We start from the raw sequence: 19,347 nt of genomic DNA, 5'->3' as shown, positions 1-19,347 counted from the left end.
TAAGCATGGCAGACGAATGGAAAGCCCCCGAGGCCGAACCCGAGGAGCGTGAAGAGCGCAAGAGCTGGAAGCTGCTGGAAAAGACCCTGCTGGCAGGCGTAGAGGAGCGGCGCCGGGCTCGACGCTGGGGGATCTTCTTCAAGTCGCTGACCTTCGTCTACCTGTTCGGCATCCTGGCCTTGTTCACGCCGCTGATGGACATGGACAAGGCGGCGTCGCGCAGTGCCAACCATACCGCGCTGGTCGAGGTGCGCGGGATGATTGCTGACCAGGAGCCCGCCAGTGCCGACAATATCGTCAAGAGCCTGCGCGATGCGTTCAGGGACAGCAAGACCAAGGCTGTGGTGATGCGCATCAACAGCCCGGGCGGCAGTCCGGTGCAGTCGGGTTACGTGTATGACGAAATCCGCCGACTGCGCGCCGAATACCCCGCTATCAAGCTGTATGCGGTCATCGCCGACCTTGGCGCTTCTGGTGCTTACTACATCGCCAGTGCGGCGGACGAGATCTATGCCGACAAGGCCAGCCTGGTGGGCTCGATTGGTGTGACGGCGGCCGGTTATGGTTTTGTCGGCACCATGGAGAAGCTGGGCGTGGAGCGGCGTACCTACACAGCAGGCGAGCACAAGGCCTTCCTCGATCCGTTCTCGCCACAAAAGCCGGAAGAGACCGAGTTCTGGCAGGGTGTGCTGAATACCACGCACCAGCAGTTCATTGCCATGGTCAAGCAAGGGCGGGGCGAGCGCCTGAAGGACAAGGAACATCCGGAGCTGTTCAGTGGCCTGGTCTGGTCGGGCGAGCAGGCCAAGGAGTTGGGTCTGGTGGACGGGCTGGGTAGTGCCAGCTATGTGGCGCGCGAGATCGTAGGTGAGAAGGAGCTAGTGGACTTCACCGTGCAGGAGTCGGCGCTCGATCGCTTCTCCAAACGTGTGGGGGCCAGTGTGGCCGAGCGCCTGGCGATGTGGATGGGGTTCCAGGGGCCGCAGTTGCGCTGAGGTTCGTTGCGGGTTTTGTGGTGTCTGTGAGATCGAGCGCCGCCCGCGCGGCGCTTCGCGGGGCAAGCCCGCTCCCACATCTGTTTCGGGCCAGTCCCTCCTGTGAGGCCACCTCTATCCGCCTTGTTTGTTCCATTCGATATCGAAGGGGGAGGCAAAGCTGCTCTTCATCCATCTCCAGCCATGCACCAAGGCTGCAACCCACCTGGCACAGGAATAATTGGCCCGAAACAGATGTGGGAGCGGGCTTGTCCCGTCGGTGAGATCGAGCGCCGCCCGCGCGGCGCTTCGCGGGGCAAGCCCGCTCCCACATTTGTTTCGGGCCAGTCACTCCTGTGAGGTCACCTCTGTCCGCCTTGTTTGTTCCATTCGATATCAAGGGTGGGCAACTGCTCCTCATCCATCTCCAGCCATGCACCAAGGCTGCAACCCACCTGGCACAGGAATAATTGGCCCGAAACAGATGTGGGAGCGGGCTTGTCCCGCGAAGCGCCGCGCGGGCGGCGCTCGATCTCGCAGGCGCTAAAAATCTCAAGGCGGGTTACGGAATCACCACCCCCTCCTTGGTCAACATATCCACCAGCCGAATCAGCGGCAGCCCGATCAGGCTGGTCGCATCGCACCCATGTGTGCTCTGAAACAAACTCACCCCCAGCCCCTCCGCCTTGAAGCTGCCGGCACAGTCCAGCGGCTGTTCCGCTGTCACATAGCGCTCCACCCGCTCCCGGTCCAGTTCGCGCAGGGTCACGGTAAACGGCACGCAGTCCACCTGGCAGTGCCCGGTGGCGCTGTTCAGCAATGCCAACCCGGTCAGGAAGCTCACCTGCTGCCCGCTGCACTCCAGCAGCTGCTCGCAGGCCCGCTCGAACGTATGTGGTTTGCCCAGTACCTGTTCGCCCAGCACCGCAACCTGGTCCGAGCCGATGATCAGGTGCTCGGGGTGGCTGCCCGCCAGGGCTTCGGCTTTTTGCCTGGCCAGCCGGCGCACCAGCTCCGCGGCCGGTTCTTCATCCAGGCGCCGCTCGTCTATGTCGGGGCTTGCCCAGGTGAAGGGCAGGCGCAGGCGCGCAAGCAGTTCGCGGCGATAGGCAGAGCTGGAAGCCAGTAACAGAGGAAGCATGGTAGACTCCTGAATCAGTTGGATAAATTCTATCACGCACGATGCCGCCGAATTTCCTTTGACAGGGGCAGGGGGCATCCCTAGAATGCTGCGCCTATGTTGAATGACCCGATTCCACCTCACGTTGACCCGCGCAAATTAGCCGATCGTGGCGTAACCCTTAACGGTTCGCTGCAACTCGCTGATTTGGAAAGACTCTGCGACCCGCTTTCCGACAATGTCGGTACGGTGCAGGCGAAGTTCGATTTTGAACGAGATGAACAGCACGTGGTGGTTATCCACAGCGAACTGGACGTCGAAGTCAAGATGGTTTGCCAGCGTTGTCTTGAGCTGGTCACCCTGCCGATCCATAGCGAATGTACATACGCCGTGGTAAAGGAGGGTGCGAATACCCAGTCGTTGCCGAAAGGCTATGACGTGCTGGAACTGGGCGAAGATCCTTTGGATCTGCAGGCATTGATCGAGGAAGAGCTTCTGCTCGCCTTGCCAATCGTGCCTGCTCATCATCCGGAAGAATGCCAGCAGCCGGCGGGCGCAGACGAGCCCGAATCGAGCAAGGACGAGGTATCGCGGTCCAACCCGTTCAGTGTTTTGGCGCAGTTAAAGCGTGACCCAAACGTTTAGGAGTTAATCAATTATGGCTGTTCAGCAGAACAAAAAATCCCGCTCTGCCCGTGACATGCGCCGTTCGCACGACGCTCTGTCGGAAAACGCGCTGTCGGTAGAGAAAACCACCGGTGAAGTTCACCTGCGTCACCACGTTTCGCCAGAAGGCGTATACCGTGGTCGCAAAGTGGTCGACAAGGGCGCTGACGAGTAATCCTTGTCCGCTCAGATCATCGCGATCGACGCAATGGGCGGGGACTTCGGTCCCCGCAGCATTGTCCAGGCTAGCATTGCCTGCCTTTCGGCTACCCCCTCGCTGCACCTGACCCTCGTCGGTCAACCCTCCCTCCTTGAAGATCTTGTCAGTGGCCTTGCGGCTGCGGATCGCGCGCGCCTGCAAATCGTGGCCGCAAGCGAGGTGGTCGGCATGGATGAGCGGCCCTCCCAGGCATTGCGGGGCAAGCCGGATTCGTCGATGCGCATCGCCCTCGAACTGGTGCGTGACGGCAAGGCTCAGGCCTGCGTCAGTGCCGGCAATACTGGCGCGCTGATGGCGCTGTCCCGTTTCGTGCTCAAGACCTTGCCAGGTATCGACCGGCCCGCCATGGTGGCGGCGATTCCGACTCAGGCGGGTTACTGCCAGTTGCTCGACCTGGGGGCCAATGTCGATTGCAGTGCCGAAAACCTCTACCAGTTTGCCGTGATGGGCTCGGTGGCTGCTCAGGCCCTGGGTGTGCATCGGCCGCGAGTAGCGCTGCTGAACATCGGCACCGAGGACATCAAGGGCAATCAGCAGGTCAAGCTGGCTGCCAGCCTGTTGCAGAATGCCCGTGGGCTTAACTACGTGGGCTTTGTCGAAGGTGACGGGCTGTATCGTGGTGAGGCCGATGTGGTGGTGTGCGATGGGTTCGTCGGCAATATCCTGCTCAAGTCCAGCGAGGGGTTGGCGACGATGATCGCTGCGCGCATCGAGCAGTTGTTCAAGGGTGGCGTGTTGTCGCGGGCGGCCGGGGCGGTGGCCATGCCGCTGCTCAAGCGTCTGCAGGCCGACCTGGCGCCGGCGCGGCACAATGGTGCCAGTTTTCTGGGGTTGCAGGGCATCGTCATCAAGAGCCATGGCTCGGCGGGCGTGCAGGGCTTCCAGAGTGCCATCCAGCGGGCGCTGATCGAGATACAGGAAAACCTGCCGCAGCGCTTGCATGGGCGCCTCGAAGACCTGTTGCCTTAGGCATTTTGCCCATGAAGTGCTTAAATGTGACCGCTTGGTCTGTGTATCCATCCAAGTTTTCAGATTCCGCGCCTGGCCCAGGGCCTGGCGCACCCTATCCGACGACAAGATCATAAGGGCTTGTTCAATGTCTGCATCTCTCGCATTCGTCTTTCCCGGTCAAGGTTCCCAGTCGCTGGGCATGCTCGCCGAGCTCGGCGCCGAGAAGCCAGTGATCATCGAAACCTTCAAGGAAGCGTCCGAGGCACTCGGTTACGACCTGTGGAAGCTGGTTCAGGAAGGCCCGGAAGATCAACTCAACCAGACCGACAAGACCCAGCCGGCCATTCTCACCGCGTCCATCGCGCTGTGGCGCCTGTGGCTGGAAGAGGGCGGTGCGAAGCCGGCCTTCGTCTCCGGTCACAGCCTGGGTGAATACAGTGCCCTGGTTGCCGCCGGTAGCCTGAGCCTGAAAGATGCCGTGCGCCTGGTCGAGCGCCGTGGCCAGTTGATGCAGGAAGCCGTGCCGGCCGGTCATGGCGCCATGGCCGCCATTCTTGGCCTGGACGACGCCGTGGTCGTGGAAATCTGCGCAGAAGCGGCCGAAGACCAGGTGGTCAGCGCGGTCAACTTCAACTCGCCAGGCCAGGTGGTCATCGCCGGCAACAAGGCCGCCGTCGATCGCGCCATCGAGTTGTGCAAGGCCAAAGGGGCCAAGCGCGCCCTGCCGCTGGCAGTCAGCGTGCCGTCGCACTGTGCGCTGATGAAACCGGCTGCCGACCGCTTTGCCGAGGCGGTCAACGCCATCGAATGGCACGCCCCGCAGATTCCTGTGGTGCAGAACGTCACTGCCGCCGTTGCAGCTGATCTCGACGCCCTCAAGCGCGACCTGCTGGCGCAGCTGTACCAGCCGGTACGCTGGGTCGAGTGCGTGCAGACCCTGGCTGCGAACGGTGCCGTCAACCTGGTCGAGTGCGGCCCGGGCAAGGTCCTGGCTGGCCTGAACAAGCGTTGCGCTGACGGCGTGACCACCTACAACCTCAATACCCCTGACGCCGTCGCCGCCACCCGCGCGGCGCTGGCCTGATTTGGAGAAGCTTGCATGAGCCTGCAAGGTAAAGTTGCACTGGTTACCGGCGCCAGCCGTGGTATTGGCCAGGCCATCGCCCTCGAACTGGGTCGCCAGGGCGCGACCGTGATCGGCACCGCCACTTCCGCTTCCGGCGCCGAGCGCATCGCGGCGACCCTGAAAGAACACGGCATCACCGGTACTGGCATGGAGCTGAACGTGACCAGCGCCGAGTCGGTCGAAGCTGTCCTGGCCGCAATCGGCGAGCAGTTCGGCGCGCCAGCCATCCTGGTCAACAACGCCGGTATCACCCGCGACAACCTCATGCTGCGCATGAAGGACGACGAGTGGTTCGACGTGATCGATACCAACCTGAACAGCCTCTACCGTTTGTCCAAGGGCGTGCTGCGTGGCATGACCAAGGCACGTTGGGGTCGTATTATCAGCATCGGCTCGGTCGTCGGTGCCATGGGCAACGCCGGTCAGGCCAACTACGCGGCCGCCAAGGCCGGCCTGGAAGGCTTCAGTCGCGCCCTGGCGCGTGAAGTGGGCTCGCGCGGCATCACCGTCAACTCGGTGACCCCGGGCTTCATCGACACCGACATGACCCGCGAGCTGCCGGAAGCGCAGCGCGAAGCCCTGCAGACCCAGATCCCGCTGGGCCGCCTGGGTCAGGCCGACGAAATTGCCAAGGTGGTTTCGTTCCTGGCATCCGACGGCGCAGCCTACGTAACCGGCGCCACCGTGCCGGTCAACGGCGGGATGTACATGTAACACTGCAACTCAATGTGACGGATTTCGTAAAAAAAGAGTCATACTGCGAGCCTAAAATCCGTTATAAAGCTGCAACCAGATTCCAGGCAGCGGGTGTAGTGACTGGTGTGAAGGTGCGTTTAGCTTGAAAAGCGAACGTCTTTCTATAAAATTAGCCACCGGCCAGCTGCCTGACATATGTCCATTAGGAGTGAAAACTAGGTATGAGCACCATCGAAGAACGCGTCAAGAAAATCGTCGCCGAGCAACTGGGCGTCAAGGAAGAAGAAGTGACTGCTGAGAAGTCCTTCGTCGATGACCTGGGTGCCGATTCGCTTGACACCGTTGAGCTGGTGATGGCTCTGGAAGAGGAATTCGAGACCGAAATCCCTGACGAAGAAGCCGAGAAGATCACTACCGTTCAAGCTGCTATCGACTACGTCAAAAGCCACCAGGCCTAAGACGCTCTAGTCGACGCTTCTTGTCGGGAAAAACCGCACTGCCTTTGCCGGCGTGCGGTTTTTTCTTTGCGAGCGTCCTGCGTTTTGCAGGCCGGCCTCGTTTACCGCGCACCAAGAGCCTGTTGCCATTTCATTCCAGCGCTTGAATGCAATGGCAAGAGACTCTGTTATTAGAAAAGGAGAGTACTGTGTCGCGTAGACGCGTCGTGGTCACCGGTATGGGTATGCTGTCGCCACTGGGTACCGATGTACCGAGCACCTGGCAGGGCATTCTGGCTGGCCGCAGTGGCATCGGTCCGATCGAACACACGGACCTGTCTGCCTACTCCACCCGTTTTGGCGGCTCGGTGAAAGGCTTTGAGGTTGAGCAATACTTGTCGGCGAAAGAGGCCCGCAAGCTCGACCTGTTCATCCAGTACGGCCTGGCTGCGGGCTTCCAGGCGGTGCGTAATGCCGGCCTGGAGGTCACCGACGCCAACCGCGAGCGCATTGGCGTCGCCATGGGTTCGGGTATCGGCGGCCTGACCAACATCGAAGAAACCAGCCGCACCCTTCACGATTCGGGGCCGCGCCGCATTTCGCCGTTCTTCGTCCCGGGCTCGATCATCAACATGATCTCGGGCTTCCTGTCGATCCACCTGGGGCTGCAAGGGCCGAACTACGCCATTGCCACTGCCTGCACCACTGGCACCCACTGCATCGGCATGGCCGCGCGCAACATCGCATACGGTGAAGCCGACGTGATGATCGCCGGCGGCGCCGAAATGGCCGCCTGCGGCCTGGGCATGGGCGGTTTCGGTGCCTCGCGTGCACTGTCCACCCGCAACGACGAGCCAAGCCGGGCCAGCCGCCCATGGGACAAGGGGCGTGACGGCTTCGTGCTGTCCGACGGTGCCGGTGCCCTGGTACTCGAAGAGCTGGAGCATGCCAAGGCCCGAGGCGCGACCATCTATGCCGAGCTGGTCGGCTTCGGCATGAGCGGTGATGCCTACCACATGACTTCGCCACCTGACTCCGGCGAAGGCGCTGCCCGTTGCATGGCCAACGCCCTGCGCGATGCCGGCATCCAGCCGGAAGAAGTCAGCTATATCAACGCCCATGGCACCTCGACCCCTGCGGGCGACGTGGCCGAAGTGGCGGCGATCAAGCGTGTGTTCGGTGAGCATGCCTACAAGCTGGCGGTCAGCTCGACCAAGTCGATGACCGGCCACCTGCTGGGCGCCGCCGGTGCCGTGGAAGCGATCTTCAGCGTGCTGGCGATCAACAGCCAGATGGCTCCGCCGACCATCAACCTGGACGAGCCGGACGAAGGCTGTGACCTCGACTTCGTGCCGCACCAGGCGCGCAGCATGCCGATCGATGTGGTGCTGTCCAACTCGTTCGGCTTTGGCGGCACCAACGGTTCGCTGGTATTCCGCCGGTTCGCCGGTTGATGCACAGTTGGATCGATGGCCAGCCAGCGGTTGCAGTCAACCTGCAGAACCGCGGTCTGGCCTACGGCGATGGCCTGTTCGAAACCATCGCCGTACGTGGCGGCCGGCCCAGCCTGCTGGACGGCCATCTTGCACGCCTGGCGCTGGGTTGCCAGCGCCTGGCGATCAGCGCCGACCTGGCGCTGGTGCGCGACGAACTCCTGCGCTATGCCAGCCAGCTCGGTGATGGCGTAGTCAAACTCATCATTACCCGTGGCGACAGCCAGCGCGGTTACGCCCCGGTTGCCGATGCCGCGCCGCGACGTATCCTGCAGGGCAGCCCGTTGCCCAGCTATCCTGTCGAACATGCCGAACACGGCGTGCGCTTGTTCCCCTGCCAGACCCGGCTTGGGGAACAACCGCTGCTGGCTGGCCTCAAACATCTCAACCGCCTAGAGCAGGTACTGGCCCGTGCCGAATGGCAGGACAGCGAACATGCCGAAGGCCTGATGCGTGACGGGCAGGGCAGGGTGATCGAAGGGGTGTACAGCAATCTGTTCCTGGTGCGCGATGGCGTACTGCTCACGGCCGATCTCAGCCGCTGTGGCGTCGCTGGCGTGATGCGGGCTGCGTTGCTGGAGCAGGCAGCGCTGCAGGGCATCCCGGTGAAGGTCTGCGACTTGCCGTTCGACGCGCTGGAGCAGGCAGAAGAAGTATTTGTTTGCAATAGCGTCTACGGTGTCTGGCCTGTGCGTGGCGTTGCCGCGCTAAACTGGTCGCCGGGCCCGCTCACCCGTAAACTGCAGGCCGTTGCCCGTACGTTACTGGAAACCTGAATTCGTGAGACGTAAATTCCTGCTGCTGCTGGAAATGGGCTTGATCCTCGCCGGCCTGGCTATGGGTTGGTCGGCCTGGAAGGTCAACTCGGTCCTGGAGCAGCCCCTGCACGTTACGCAGGAGCGCCTGCTCGACGTGCCCAATGGCACCACCCCCAACCGCATGTTCTATCGCATGCAAAACGAAGGGTTGCTCGACGACGCCGTCTGGTTGCGCCTGTACTGGCGCTTCAACATGGCCGGCACGCCCCTGCACACCGGTGAGTACCGCCTGACCCCCGGCATGACCGTGGAGCAACTGTTCGATGCCTGGCGTCGGGCTGATGTGGTGCAGTACAACCTGACCCTGGTCGAAGGCTGGACCTTCCGCCAGGTGCGCTCGGCTGTGGCCAAGCATGAAAAGATCAAGCACACCCTGGACGGCCTGTCCGACGCGGAAGTCATGGATAAGCTCGGCCATACTGGCGTGTTCCCCGAGGGGCGCTTCTTCCCGGACACCTACCGCTTCGTGCGCGGCATGAGCGATGTCGAGTTGCTGCAGCAGGCCTATATGCGCCTGGATGAAGTGCTGGCCAAGGAGTGGGCCGAACGCACCACCGACCTGCCATACCGTGACCCGTACCAGGCGCTGATCATGGCCTCGCTGGTGGAGAAGGAAACCGGCATTCCCCAGGAGCGCGGGCAGATCGCCGGGGTTTTCGTACGGCGCCTGCGCCTGGGCATGATGTTGCAGACCGACCCTACGGTGATCTACGGCATGGGTGAGCGCTACAACGGCAAGATCACCCGCGCCGACCTGCGCGAGCCGACGCCGTACAACACCTACACCATGACCGGCCTGCCGCCGACACCCATCGCCATGGTCGGTCGCGAGGCGATTCACGCGGCGCTCAACCCGTCCGATGGCACCAGCCTGTACTTCGTCGCCCGTGGCGATGGCAGCCATGTGTTTTCCGACGACCTCGACGACCACAACTCGGCGGTGCGCGAATTCCAGCTCAAGCGCCGTGCGGACTACCGCTCCAGCCCCGCGCCGCAATCGCAGCCAGAGCCACAGCCGGGTGCCGGCGAGGCCGAACTGCCCGAGGCGCCTGCGGACGAGTCCACTGCGCAGCCAGCGACCGATCAGCCGCCTGTGCAGGATGCTCCTGCCGGCGGCGCGCAAGCGGCCGAACGGCCGATGCCTGACGAACAACATTAAGGACTGCCTGTGAGCGGCTTGTTTATTACTTTGGAAGGCCCCGAAGGCGCGGGCAAGAGCACCAACCGCGACTACCTGGCTGCGCGCCTGCGTGAGCAAGGCCTGGACGTGGTGCTGACCCGCGAGCCTGGCGGCACGCCGCTGGCCGAAAAGGTGCGTGAGCTGCTGTTGGCGCCCAGCGATGAAAGCATGGCGGTCGACACCGAGCTGCTGCTGGTGTTTGCTGCACGTGCCCAGCATCTGGCGCAGGTGATCCGGCCGGCGCTGGCCCGCGGGGCCGTTGTTTTGTGTGACAGATTTACCGATGCCACATACGCCTATCAGGGCGGCGGGCGTGGTTTGCCAGTCGAGCGTATCGCCACCCTGGAGCAATTTGTCCAGGGCGATCTGCGCCCGGACCTGACCCTGGTATTCGACCTGCCGGTCGAAGTGGGCCTGGCCCGTGCCGCCGCCCGTGGCCGCCTGGACCGTTTCGAGCAGGAAGGCCAGGCGTTCTTCGAAGCGGTGCGCCAGGCCTACCTGCAGCGCGCTGAGCGTGAACCGCAGCGCTATCACCTGCTCGATGCCGCCCAACCTCTGGAGGCCGTGCAGCGTGCCATCGATGCGCTGCTGCCAGGCATCGTGGAGCGTTGCCGTGGCTGAGGCCTATCCTTGGCAGCAGGCCCTCTGGCAGCAACTGGCCGGCCGTAGCCAGCACGCTCACGCCTACCTGCTGCATGGGCCGCAGGGTATTGGCAAGCGCGCCCTGGCCGAGCGCCTGATGGCCCGCCTGCTGTGCCAGCACCCACAAGCCCTGGAGGCCTGTGGCGAGTGCAAGTCCTGCCTGCTGCTCAAGGCCGGCAGCCACCCGGACAACTTTGTCCTCGAGCCCGAAGAAGCCGACAAGCCGATCAAGGTCGACCAGGTGCGAGAGCTGGTGGCCTTCGTGGTGCAGACCGCGCAGTTGGGGGGGCGCAAGGTGGTGCTGATCGAGCCGGTGGAGGCGATGAACGTCAACGCCTCCAACGCTCTGCTCAAGAGTCTCGAGGAGCCCTCTGGCGATACCGTGCTGCTGCTGGTCACCCACCAGCCCAGCCGCCTGTTGCCAACCATCAAGAGCCGCTGTCAGCAAGTCGCTTGCCCGCAGCCAAGCCTGGCCCAGAGTCAGGCTTGGTTGGCTGGCGCGTTGCCCGACAGTGACGAGGTCGAGCGCGACGAGTTGCTGGCCCTGGCTGCCGGTTCGCCGTTGATGGCGGTCAGTCTGCAGGCGCAAGGCGTGCGCGAGCAGCGCGCGCTGGTCACCGACGGGGTGAAGAAGTTGCTCAAGCAACAGCAATCGCCCAGCCAGCTGGCTGACGCCTGGAACGGCGTGCCGCTGTTGCTGCTGTTCGACTGGTTCTGTGATTGGGCGCACCTGATCCTGCGCTACCAATTGACCCAGGACGAGGAGGGGCTAGGCTTGGCCGATATGCGCAAGGTGGTGCAGTACCTGGCGCAGAAGAGCCGCCAGGCCAAGGTGCTGGAGGTGCAGGCGTGGATCCTGGAACAGCGCCAGAAGGTGCTGGGCAAGGCCAACCTCAACCGTGCCCTGCTGCTTGAATCGCTGCTGGCCCACTGGCTACAGTTGCCGGGTGCCCGCTGATTTTCTTTTTTTCATGTGTGCCGTCATCCCATGCTCGTAGATTCCCATTGCCACCTCGACCGTCTTGACCTGAGCGCCCACCAGGGCTCCCTCGATGCTGCCCTGCAGGCGGCGCGTGAGCGCGGGGTCGGGCATTTCCTGTGTATTGGCGTCAGTGCCGAGAATGCTGGTGCGGTGAAGGCGCTGAGCGAGCAGTACGCTGATGTCGATTGTTCGGTGGGCGTACACCCACTGGACCTGGCACCGGGCGAAACACCGGCGCTGGAATGGCTGCTGCGCGAGCTGGCTCATCCACATGTGGTGGCGATTGGTGAAACCGGGCTGGATTATCACTACGAACCGGAGGCTGCCGAGTTGCAGCAGGCTTCGTTCCGCTTGCACCTGGAAGCTTCGCGGCAGACCGGCAAGCCGGTGATCGTGCACACGCGCGCGGCGCGCGCCGACACCCTGGCGTTGCTGCGCGAGGCTAATCTGCCGCAGGCGGGCGTGTTGCACTGCTTCACCGAAGACTGGGAGATGGCCAAGGCTGCGCTGGACCTTGGCTACTACATTTCGCTGTCTGGCATCGTCACTTTCCGCAATGCCGATGCCCTGCGGGAGGTGGCGCGGCAAGTGCCGGTCGATCGGCTACTGGTGGAAACCGATTCACCGTATCTGGCGCCGATTCCGCACCGCGGCAAGCCTAACCTGCCGCAGTATGTGCGGGAGGTGGCGGAATATGTGGCTTCGTTGCGGGGGGCCAGCTATGAGCAGTTGGCCGAACAGACTACGATCAACTTCAAGCGCCTGTTCCCGCTGGCACGCGTGGCCTGACAACATCCATCACAGTGTCGAAGCCTGAGCGTTCTTGCTTCTCCTCCAGCGCCTGCTTTTGAGCGTGCGAAGGTTCAAACGCCCCCTTTAGCGGCGTGCGTTTCGGCTTCGTAGCCCTTGTCGGCAAGCAACCCTTTACAGTGTTTACGTGGGTGCTCACGTTGACTGGATGGGGATATTGACCTCGTCCAACAGTGGTTTGGTGTGGCTGACGCCAATGATCTGATAGCCGGAAAGCAGGCGCAACGGTGACTGACGGCGCATAGCATGTTCCAAGCGCCAGATGAGGCTCGGGGTGCGCGTACTGCGGTTGAGTCGACCATTCAGCTCTGCGGGATTTTACAAAATCTTAGCGTAGCAGGGGTGACGATCGAGCTCCCCGGGATTTCGCACAGAACCTGGGAGTATCGAGTGTTCTGTCTCGGATAAAACGTTCTCGCTAATCGCGCCTGCCATACCTCTTGGGTGCGTTGAATCTTGCATGGGTATCTTCATCTTTCGTGTTCCCAAGGCACGGGCGGCTTAGTGCCGTGCTGAACGAAAACATGGCCATGGCGCTTGCCACTTCGTATGTTGAGTTGACGCTGCCGCCGCTTTGGTTCAAGGGCCTATTGACCCAGCCGGTTAAACTCGCCTGCTCGTTGTCAATGAACACGACATGTTATGAATTAATATCTGCACCCGCGTTCGGGTAAATTGGGTAAGCATATTTAAATGGGATATTTATTTTTGAGACAGCACGTCATGGTGCCACCGCATAAAAAGATATTTATTTGTGAGACAGAACATTGGGGCGCTGGTTAAGCATCATTCGGGTAGTGCCAGATGTCCGCGTGTGCTGAGAGTGTGCGCAGATTAAATTTTCCAGACGGCGGTTGACATGCTCATCCTGGAGCATGTAAAAAATCCATCGTCATGTTTTGGCCAGTTGGGCCGCTAGGCTAAAGTTAAAAGGAATTAACTATGACACAGCGCTATACGTGTTACATCCATTCAGAGTTTTTTCCTGTTCTTGGGCCACTTTTCCCCTCTTTGATGTCTGCTGCTGCAGCGTTTAATTCTGTTTGCGTGGAGTTATCGTCAGGATAGCGGTAGGGCATGGAGTTGTACTTCAGCTCCGGGGCTCTCGTTGTGCACCTCATGCGTTACCCGAGTTGAATACTTTCCGGAGAGTCGAAAGCCTCCTGAATGTAATGTTACATCCGTGAATCGCTATGACGCTTTTATCGTTTGGCGCCAATTGAGGCGTTGAACCAGGCGCGCATATTTCAAATGACGGAAGGTAATGGGGTGGCCGAAGAGCGGATAGGCTGAGTTGTTTGGATGCGCCGGCAGTCCGGGGGCTCCATAAGGAATATAAATATCAATGGAGGGAACAGTCCGTGCTCAAGAAAGTACTTGTTAATGTCGAAGCGACGCCTTCGTGCCCGGCGGCATGCAGTATGTGCCCCCGCTCAGTGATTAAAGACTATGGCTTTATTTCGCTGGAAACCATGGACAAAATAGTTTCGCAAATAGACCCTTCCTATGTCTGGGAGCTGGACTTGGCAGGTAGAGGTGAGCCGACCATTCACCCAGAATTTCATGAGCTCTTACGAATGATGCGCCGCTCAGGCGTTCTGACAGATGTGACGACAACGGCGGTCACCTTCAATCAACGGAATATCGATGCCTGTGTACAAAATGTTGATGTTATCAGGCTGTCTGTCAGCTCAATAGAGAAATCGGTTTTCGACAAGGTCCACATTGGTCTGAGCTACGAGAAAATATGGCGCAACATCGCGGCATTGGCCGAGGCGGCGGCGGATAAGGTAATTGTCCATCTGACAGGTGGTCCCGTGATTTACAGCACCTTGCCAGAAACTGTCGCACACCTGCGCAGCCTGGGCTTCAAGCGCATCTACCTGTTCCCACTCTGGAATAGAGGCGGGGATATCAACGCTAAACTCGAAAGTGAATATCGTCAGAAACTCGTACGTGAGCTGGGCTTGAACCTGTCTGAGAGTGAATACAAAACAGGCATGGGCAAGGTCAAGTTTATGCTGAATGCGCTGCTGGGTACGCTGGAAAATCGAAATTTCTGCGCCGTCGGTGATGGCAGTGTCAGTATCAGTTATAAGGGAGAGATACTTGGTTGTTTCCAGGATTTCGGTCATCTCTCCAATATAGGTCATATTGATCATGACAACCTTAAGAAGGTTGTTAAGAGCAGGGTGAAGCAGCTTGGTAATATGGAGATCTGTAGGGGTTGTAATTCGCGCAAAGCTGTTTTCAAGTTGCCAATGTTTTTGGCTGGCTAAATAGCGTTCTGCATTGTTGCACAGGGATGATACGCCGTGAATGCGCAGGAAACCGATTTTTTGTTGCTGAACTGTTGTAACTTGCCGTGGCGTCCAATATATCCGTATGCCTTCGTTCAGATCAGTGAAATTGCTCGGCGGTTCGATATCAGCGTGACACGTATTGATTTGCTGTACGTGGAACACTGGTACGAGCACCTGAAAAACGTGATAAAGAGCCAGCGTCCAAAGATGATTGGTATACATCTCAGGCAAGGGGATTCTCTTGATCTTTCCAACTATGATGTCGTGGACGGTAAGCCTGGGAGCTACTTTAGAACCTATTATCCTGTTGAAGACAGCAGGCGCTTGATTCGCCTGATTAGGGAGCTGACGGATGCACCGATCATCATGGGCGGGTTTGGCTTCACCACGCATGCGCGAAAGCTGGCAAATTATCTGGAAATTGATCTTGGCTTGCAGGGCTGCCCGGATGGTTTCTTTCACGCCTTTAACGACACACTTTCTGGCCGCAATCTGGGCGCCGTGCCAGGCCTGATTCATAAAAACGGATCGGAGTATATATATAACGATGTCGGTTTCTACAAGCCGGCTGAAGCGACGGAGTATCGGCTTGACATCGTTAATGAAATCAAGGCCTTTTATGGTCCGGCATTACAGTCGAAAACACCACCGACCATTGCCGTAGAGGTGTCCCGCGGATGCCCGTTTCAGTGTTATTTCTGTGTCGAGCCCGATGTCAAGGGCAAGCGTATAGACAGACGCAATCTGGACGTGGTCGAGGCCGAGCTGGAATTTTTGTTAGAAAACGATCTTTATGATTTTTGGTTTATCTGCTCTGAGCTGAATATCGGAGGGGCTGGTTTCGCGTTGGAGTTGGCCGAGCGGGTCATCCGACTCAATGAGCGCTATAAGAAACGTCCAATTAAATGGTCAGGCTACTCGTTGCCTTCGCTGGGGCATGATGAATTGAAGACTATGATGCGTGCCGGTTATACCGGGGCGATGAACGATATTCTTTCGTTGGACGAAGATAACCTGAAACGGGCGAAGGTCCCGTACAAGCGGGAGCAGGCTGTTACGTTTCTCAGCAGTCTATCTTCGATACGTGCGGAAATTCATGAGGAGCAAATTCGCACACTGGATGAACAGGCGAAGTTCACCGCCAGTGCGCCGATTGAATACGCTAATCTTATTTCGTTATTCCTGGGGAACGCGCATGCAGACAGGAAAACCCTCGCACGTACGCTGGATTTTCTGGAAGAAAAGGGGCTGACCAATAACTACGAGGCAGGTTATGTAATTCCCAGTACCCGTGTATTTGGTATTGGCAGAACTCAGGACTTTGTTGCGCGAGACACTACATATTCCTTTGGTCCTGATGGTGTCATCGTCACGGACTCCAAATGGCCGACTTTCCACTTTCCGGAGTTTCTCGTAGAGCACTTGGGTGGGCGAGAAGAAATTTATTGCTTCTTTAACTATGTGTCCAATACCTTGATGAGCCGAGCGCACCGGAAAAACAAGTCGTTCAGTCATTTCATTGCACGCTATCTGGAGCAATATCTCGATGATTGCTCGGAACTATGGGCAGACTTGGCAAGGCAGTTCGATAGTCGTCATCACACGGGACTGTTGCCCGGTGATGTCAGAGCTTTGTTGGATCAGGTGGCGGCGGAAGACAGAGTCGTGCAGGAAGAAGTTTATCACGCGTGGTTGCTTGAGTTGTTTTCGCGTAATTCAAGTTGCTTGCAGCCGATTATTTCTTTTTTTGGTGAGCAGCATTTTTCCGGTGTCCGTCTTGCCTCCAGTGATTATGTGTTTACTCGGCTGTTTTATGCGAATTTTTCCAAGGCTGGGGAGTGGTTGGTACTGGCTGAAAAATTGTCACCTGAAGGCGATGGTGTCCCCGCATTTTTTATGCGTTATATCGAGTATGCAATCGGTCTTGTGTTTAGAGACGAATATAAGGATCTGTTGTTTGAGTTTTGATCTTGCCTGGCAAGGAGCCCATGCGATGTTGGTAAATACTGTTTCCAACCTTCGACTGATCGAGACCTTGAGTGAGCATGTGCCTAATTGGGCACTTCGTGGCCTACAAGGGCGCTATCACTGGCAGCTGGAATCCGGAGCTCACCTGGGGTGCATGGATGTTTCTGAGACGCTGAGCTGGTCCTTTGCTGCGCCGGAGCACAAACCGCGCGCCACCATCACCCTTAGCGATACGACGCTTGAGGTTTTGGCTCGTAAGGTCAATGACCCGTTGACACTATTCAATACCGGGAAATTGCTGATTAGCACAGATCACGATTACGCCGCGATTGCTGTCGATGTGATGAAGTTGTTGAATTTTATCTTCAATAGTGCCTTGGTGGACACGCAGCGCATTGAACAACTGGAAGCCAGAAGTGTCCAGGGTAAAGATTTTCTGGGTTGCCGGGTGGTGGCGGATGAACAGGATATCTTACCGTATTTGAGGCGCGGTGAGCCGGTTATTGTAAGGTATGCCGCTGCTTTATGGCCGATTTTTTCGATGTCTGTCGAGAGTATAGTGAGTCGACTTGAAGGCCTGGATATCAGTCTTCTTCTTCAAGAATACGATCTGGAAAATGCTCAGCCGCCCAAGTATCAGAAAAGCTCGTTTTCCGACTATGTAAAGTCTTTGTATGCCCCGGAGGCGTCTGTCAACGGGTATATGGCTGCCAATACCGTGCCGCCTGCGTTGGATGATACCTACTGTTTTCCGAGCGTGTTCGAGCGCGCTGTGTTTAACACGCCAAGGTGGTGGATCGGTCCGGCTGGCACGGGGCTGAGGCTGCACAGGGATATGGTTGATAATTTTCTGGTGCAATTGAAAGGGCGAAAAAAGGTACGCCTGTATGCACCCAGTGAAACAAGATTTCTCTACCCGGCACCTGTCGGCGGGAACTTGATGTATGAGCCGAGTCGCGTGGATCCGGAAAATTATCAGGCAGAAAAGTTCCCGGATTATCGACACTCGGTATCCACTGTTTGCGAGTTGCAACCTGGCGATATGTTGTATTTGCCGGCCGGTTGGTGGCACCACGTCCTGAACCTTGAAGTGTCCTGGTCGCTAAATTTTTTTGCTGTAAATGGTGAGCCAAGCGTCTTATCTGTCAACCGTAATAACTGTTAGGGTGTGTCGCTATGAGTGATTTGAAAGACTTTAGGGGAAGCGATTTTTCAGGCGCAACGGAGGCGGAACGTTCAGTAAGTTCCAGCTTTGATCTGGTGCCCGGCAGCGATGATACTTCTCCCGAGTTCAATGACCCCTCTTATATGTTGAAGGACCCTTTGGGTCTGACCACGCAGGCGTTGGAGAAGTACGGAAACATTGTTTACTTGCGGGGTATCAACGGCTATCTCGTTGCCGATGCCCCTTTTATCGAGAGTATGTTAATTGGTGACGAACGGTTTTTTTCCAAAAGTGCCGAGACCATGGAAAAGATCAGTCCAGCTATTGGCAATGGACTGTCGACGCTGATCGGTGACGAATGGAAACGTCAGCGCAAGATCGCCAACCCCTCTTTCAGCAAGCGTAGTGTCGACGCGTTTGGCCCTGTCTTCCACGAATGCATTGACGAAATGTTCGATGAGTGGGATGCGCGATCAGAGGGCATGCTTGATGCCACGCAGGAGATGAAGAAGCTTACGCTGCGGATTGTCATCAAGTGCCTGTTTTCGACGGATATCCAGCGTTTCACCAGTGATGTCACGGCAGCACTCGAGGTCTTGCAGGAGTACTCACTGCTGAAGTTGTGGTCGCCAGCTAGCATCAGTGCTGCTGATGAGAAAGCATACGAGAATGCTAAGGAGAAGATCGATACGATCATCTACAGGATCATCCAGGATCGTCGTCAGAACAAAGGGATCCAGCATAACGACCTGTTGTCGATGTACATGTCCGCAGTATACGAGGATACCGGAGAAGGGATGACAGATATCCAACTCCGTCACGAGGTCATGAACCTGTTTCTGGCCGGGCATGAAACAACCGCCAACGGCGTGGCATTTGCACTCTATCTGTTGGCCAAAAATGCCGATGAACAAAAAAAGTTACATGCGGAAGTCGAGGCTGAGCTCGGTGATGCAATCTGTACCCTAGAAGACTTGAAGCGCCTTGATTATACCGACTGGGTATTCAAGGAATCTCTCCGGCTCTACCCGTCGTCTTGGGGCATGAGCAGAGTTGCGGTTGCAGACTATCAATATAAAAACTACCTGTTCCCCAAGGGGGCGGATTTTATTGTTGCCCAGTGGGGGCTGCACCGAAATCCGGAATATTGGCAGGAGCCTTTGAAGTTTGACCCGGAACGCTTTGCGCCTGAACGTATCAAGCAAGTGCACAAGTACGCCTATCTACCTTTTGGTGCGGGCGCGCGAAAGTGCATCGGTGTCCATTTGGCCGAGGCCGAGGGCAAGACGATCTTGGTGCGTATTGCACAACGTTATGCATTGCGCACGGTGAACGGTAATGAACCAACATTGAAGGCGCGGTTGTTCATGACTTCCGAGCCGGGTGTGTGCCTGGAGTTTATCAAATACGATTAAGGTGATTTATGCAGACGATTGCTTTCGCTGTCTCGTTACCCAGTGACAAAAAGGAGCGCTTTCTCTCCTTCGCCAAGTTGCTGCGTACTGATCGCAATGCCGAGTTTCGTCAGTTTTTGGAGCGTCTCGATACCGTTGAGGAGAATTGGTTCCTGCAACCCTGTGGCGAGACGGACCTCTTTATCTGTTACTTGGCTGCGTCCGATTTGCAAGCAGCATTCGGAAAGTTGGCGAGTTCCCAGCATCCCTTTGATAAGTGGATAAAGCAGGAGAATAAGGAGATTTTCGGCATGGACTTCGAGTCCCCCAGTGATGGTCCAATGCCCGAAGTGCTACTGCAGTGCAAACTTGAACCCACTCAATCAAACACTTGGAAATAAC

At 58.1% G+C, this 19,347-nt stretch carries 19 protein-coding genes; 18 read left to right on the top strand and 1 reads right to left on the bottom strand.

The window, feature by feature from the left end:
* The first annotated feature begins 5 nt into the window (after positions 1-5).
* Positions 6-995 (top strand): signal peptide peptidase SppA, encoded by a 990-nt coding sequence (gene sppA, locus CAY82_RS18215; protein ID WP_087502468.1) that lies wholly within the window; start codon positions 6-8, stop codon positions 993-995.
* Positions 996-1,536: 541 nt separating this feature from the next.
* Here the strand turns inward: sppA and CAY82_RS18210 are convergent.
* Complete coding sequence (locus CAY82_RS18210; protein ID WP_087502467.1) at positions 1,537-2,115, bottom strand: nucleoside triphosphate pyrophosphatase; 579 nt, start codon at positions 2,113-2,115, stop codon at positions 1,537-1,539.
* A 96-nt stretch (positions 2,116-2,211) separates the two neighbouring features.
* Between CAY82_RS18210 and CAY82_RS18205 the strand changes: the two genes are divergently transcribed.
* The 17 genes from CAY82_RS18205 to CAY82_RS18130 all read left to right on the top strand — a co-directional run bounded on the left by CAY82_RS18205 (position 2,212) and on the right by CAY82_RS18130 (position 19,346).
* Positions 2,212-2,739 carry a YceD family protein gene (locus tag CAY82_RS18205; protein WP_012313431.1) on the top strand — a complete coding sequence of 176 codons (528 nt, stop codon included), beginning with the start codon at positions 2,212-2,214 and terminating at the stop codon, positions 2,737-2,739.
* Positions 2,740-2,752: 13 nt separating this feature from the next.
* Positions 2,753-2,935: a 50S ribosomal protein L32 gene (gene rpmF / locus CAY82_RS18200; RefSeq protein ID WP_003247154.1), complete on the top strand. Its 183-nt coding sequence runs from the start codon at positions 2,753-2,755 to the stop codon at positions 2,933-2,935.
* 3 nt (positions 2,936-2,938) lie between these two features.
* Positions 2,939-3,949, top strand: a complete 1,011-nt coding sequence (plsX, locus tag CAY82_RS18195; RefSeq protein WP_016715138.1) for a phosphate acyltransferase PlsX — start codon at positions 2,939-2,941, stop codon at positions 3,947-3,949.
* Positions 3,950-4,076: 127 nt separating this feature from the next.
* A complete protein-coding gene (gene fabD / locus CAY82_RS18190; protein ID WP_087502466.1) occupies positions 4,077-5,015 on the top strand; it encodes an ACP S-malonyltransferase in 939 nt (312 codons plus the stop codon).
* Positions 5,016-5,030: 15 nt separating this feature from the next.
* Positions 5,031-5,771 carry a 3-oxoacyl-ACP reductase FabG gene (fabG, locus tag CAY82_RS18185; RefSeq protein ID WP_003247160.1) on the top strand — a complete coding sequence of 247 codons (741 nt, stop codon included), beginning with the start codon at positions 5,031-5,033 and terminating at the stop codon, positions 5,769-5,771.
* 203 nt (positions 5,772-5,974) lie between these two features.
* Positions 5,975-6,211, top strand: coding sequence for an acyl carrier protein (gene acpP, locus CAY82_RS18180; RefSeq protein WP_043214413.1), 237 nt, complete (start codon positions 5,975-5,977; stop codon positions 6,209-6,211).
* Positions 6,212-6,399: 188 nt separating this feature from the next.
* Complete coding sequence (fabF, locus tag CAY82_RS18175) at positions 6,400-7,644, top strand: beta-ketoacyl-ACP synthase II (RefSeq protein WP_010952938.1); 1,245 nt, start codon at positions 6,400-6,402, stop codon at positions 7,642-7,644.
* Positions 7,644-8,459, top strand: coding sequence for an aminodeoxychorismate lyase (gene pabC, locus CAY82_RS18170; protein ID WP_087502465.1), 816 nt, complete (start codon positions 7,644-7,646; stop codon positions 8,457-8,459). The genes fabF and pabC overlap by 1 nt, the downstream gene beginning before the upstream one ends.
* A gap of 4 nt (positions 8,460-8,463) precedes the next feature.
* Positions 8,464-9,660 (top strand): endolytic transglycosylase MltG, encoded by a 1,197-nt coding sequence (mltG, locus tag CAY82_RS18165; protein ID WP_087502464.1) that lies wholly within the window; start codon positions 8,464-8,466, stop codon positions 9,658-9,660.
* Between the two features lie 9 nt (positions 9,661-9,669).
* Complete coding sequence (gene tmk, locus CAY82_RS18160; protein WP_087502463.1) at positions 9,670-10,302, top strand: dTMP kinase; 633 nt, start codon at positions 9,670-9,672, stop codon at positions 10,300-10,302.
* Positions 10,295-11,281 carry a DNA polymerase III subunit delta' gene (locus tag CAY82_RS18155; protein WP_087502462.1) on the top strand — a complete coding sequence of 329 codons (987 nt, stop codon included), beginning with the start codon at positions 10,295-10,297 and terminating at the stop codon, positions 11,279-11,281. Before tmk ends, CAY82_RS18155 begins: the two co-directional genes overlap by 8 nt.
* A 30-nt stretch (positions 11,282-11,311) precedes the next feature.
* Entirely contained in the window at positions 11,312-12,094 is a 783-nt protein-coding gene (locus CAY82_RS18150; protein WP_087502461.1) for a TatD family hydrolase, read from the top strand.
* A 1,382-nt stretch (positions 12,095-13,476) separates the two neighbouring features.
* A complete protein-coding gene (locus tag CAY82_RS18145; RefSeq protein ID WP_218190839.1) occupies positions 13,477-14,394 on the top strand; it encodes a radical SAM protein in 918 nt (305 codons plus the stop codon).
* A 36-nt stretch (positions 14,395-14,430) separates the two neighbouring features.
* Positions 14,431-16,386, top strand: coding sequence for a radical SAM protein (locus CAY82_RS26740; protein ID WP_170931099.1), 1,956 nt, complete (start codon positions 14,431-14,433; stop codon positions 16,384-16,386).
* On the top strand, positions 16,376-17,551 hold the full coding sequence (locus CAY82_RS18140) for a cupin-like domain-containing protein (protein ID WP_170931098.1): 1,176 nt from the start codon (positions 16,376-16,378) through the stop codon (positions 17,549-17,551). The genes CAY82_RS26740 and CAY82_RS18140 overlap by 11 nt, the downstream gene beginning before the upstream one ends.
* A gap of 11 nt (positions 17,552-17,562) precedes the next feature.
* Positions 17,563-18,966: a cytochrome P450 gene (locus CAY82_RS18135; protein ID WP_218190838.1), complete on the top strand. Its 1,404-nt coding sequence runs from the start codon at positions 17,563-17,565 to the stop codon at positions 18,964-18,966.
* Between the two features lie 8 nt (positions 18,967-18,974).
* Positions 18,975-19,346 carry a hypothetical protein gene (locus CAY82_RS18130; protein ID WP_087502457.1) on the top strand — a complete coding sequence of 124 codons (372 nt, stop codon included), beginning with the start codon at positions 18,975-18,977 and terminating at the stop codon, positions 19,344-19,346.
* The last annotated feature ends 1 nt before the right edge of the window (position 19,347 follow it).

Source organism: Pseudomonas sp. SID14000 (assembly GCF_002165135.1).
Lineage (GTDB): Bacteria > Pseudomonadota > Gammaproteobacteria > Pseudomonadales > Pseudomonadaceae > Aquipseudomonas.
This window is presented reverse-complemented; position numbering and strand designations above follow the sequence as displayed.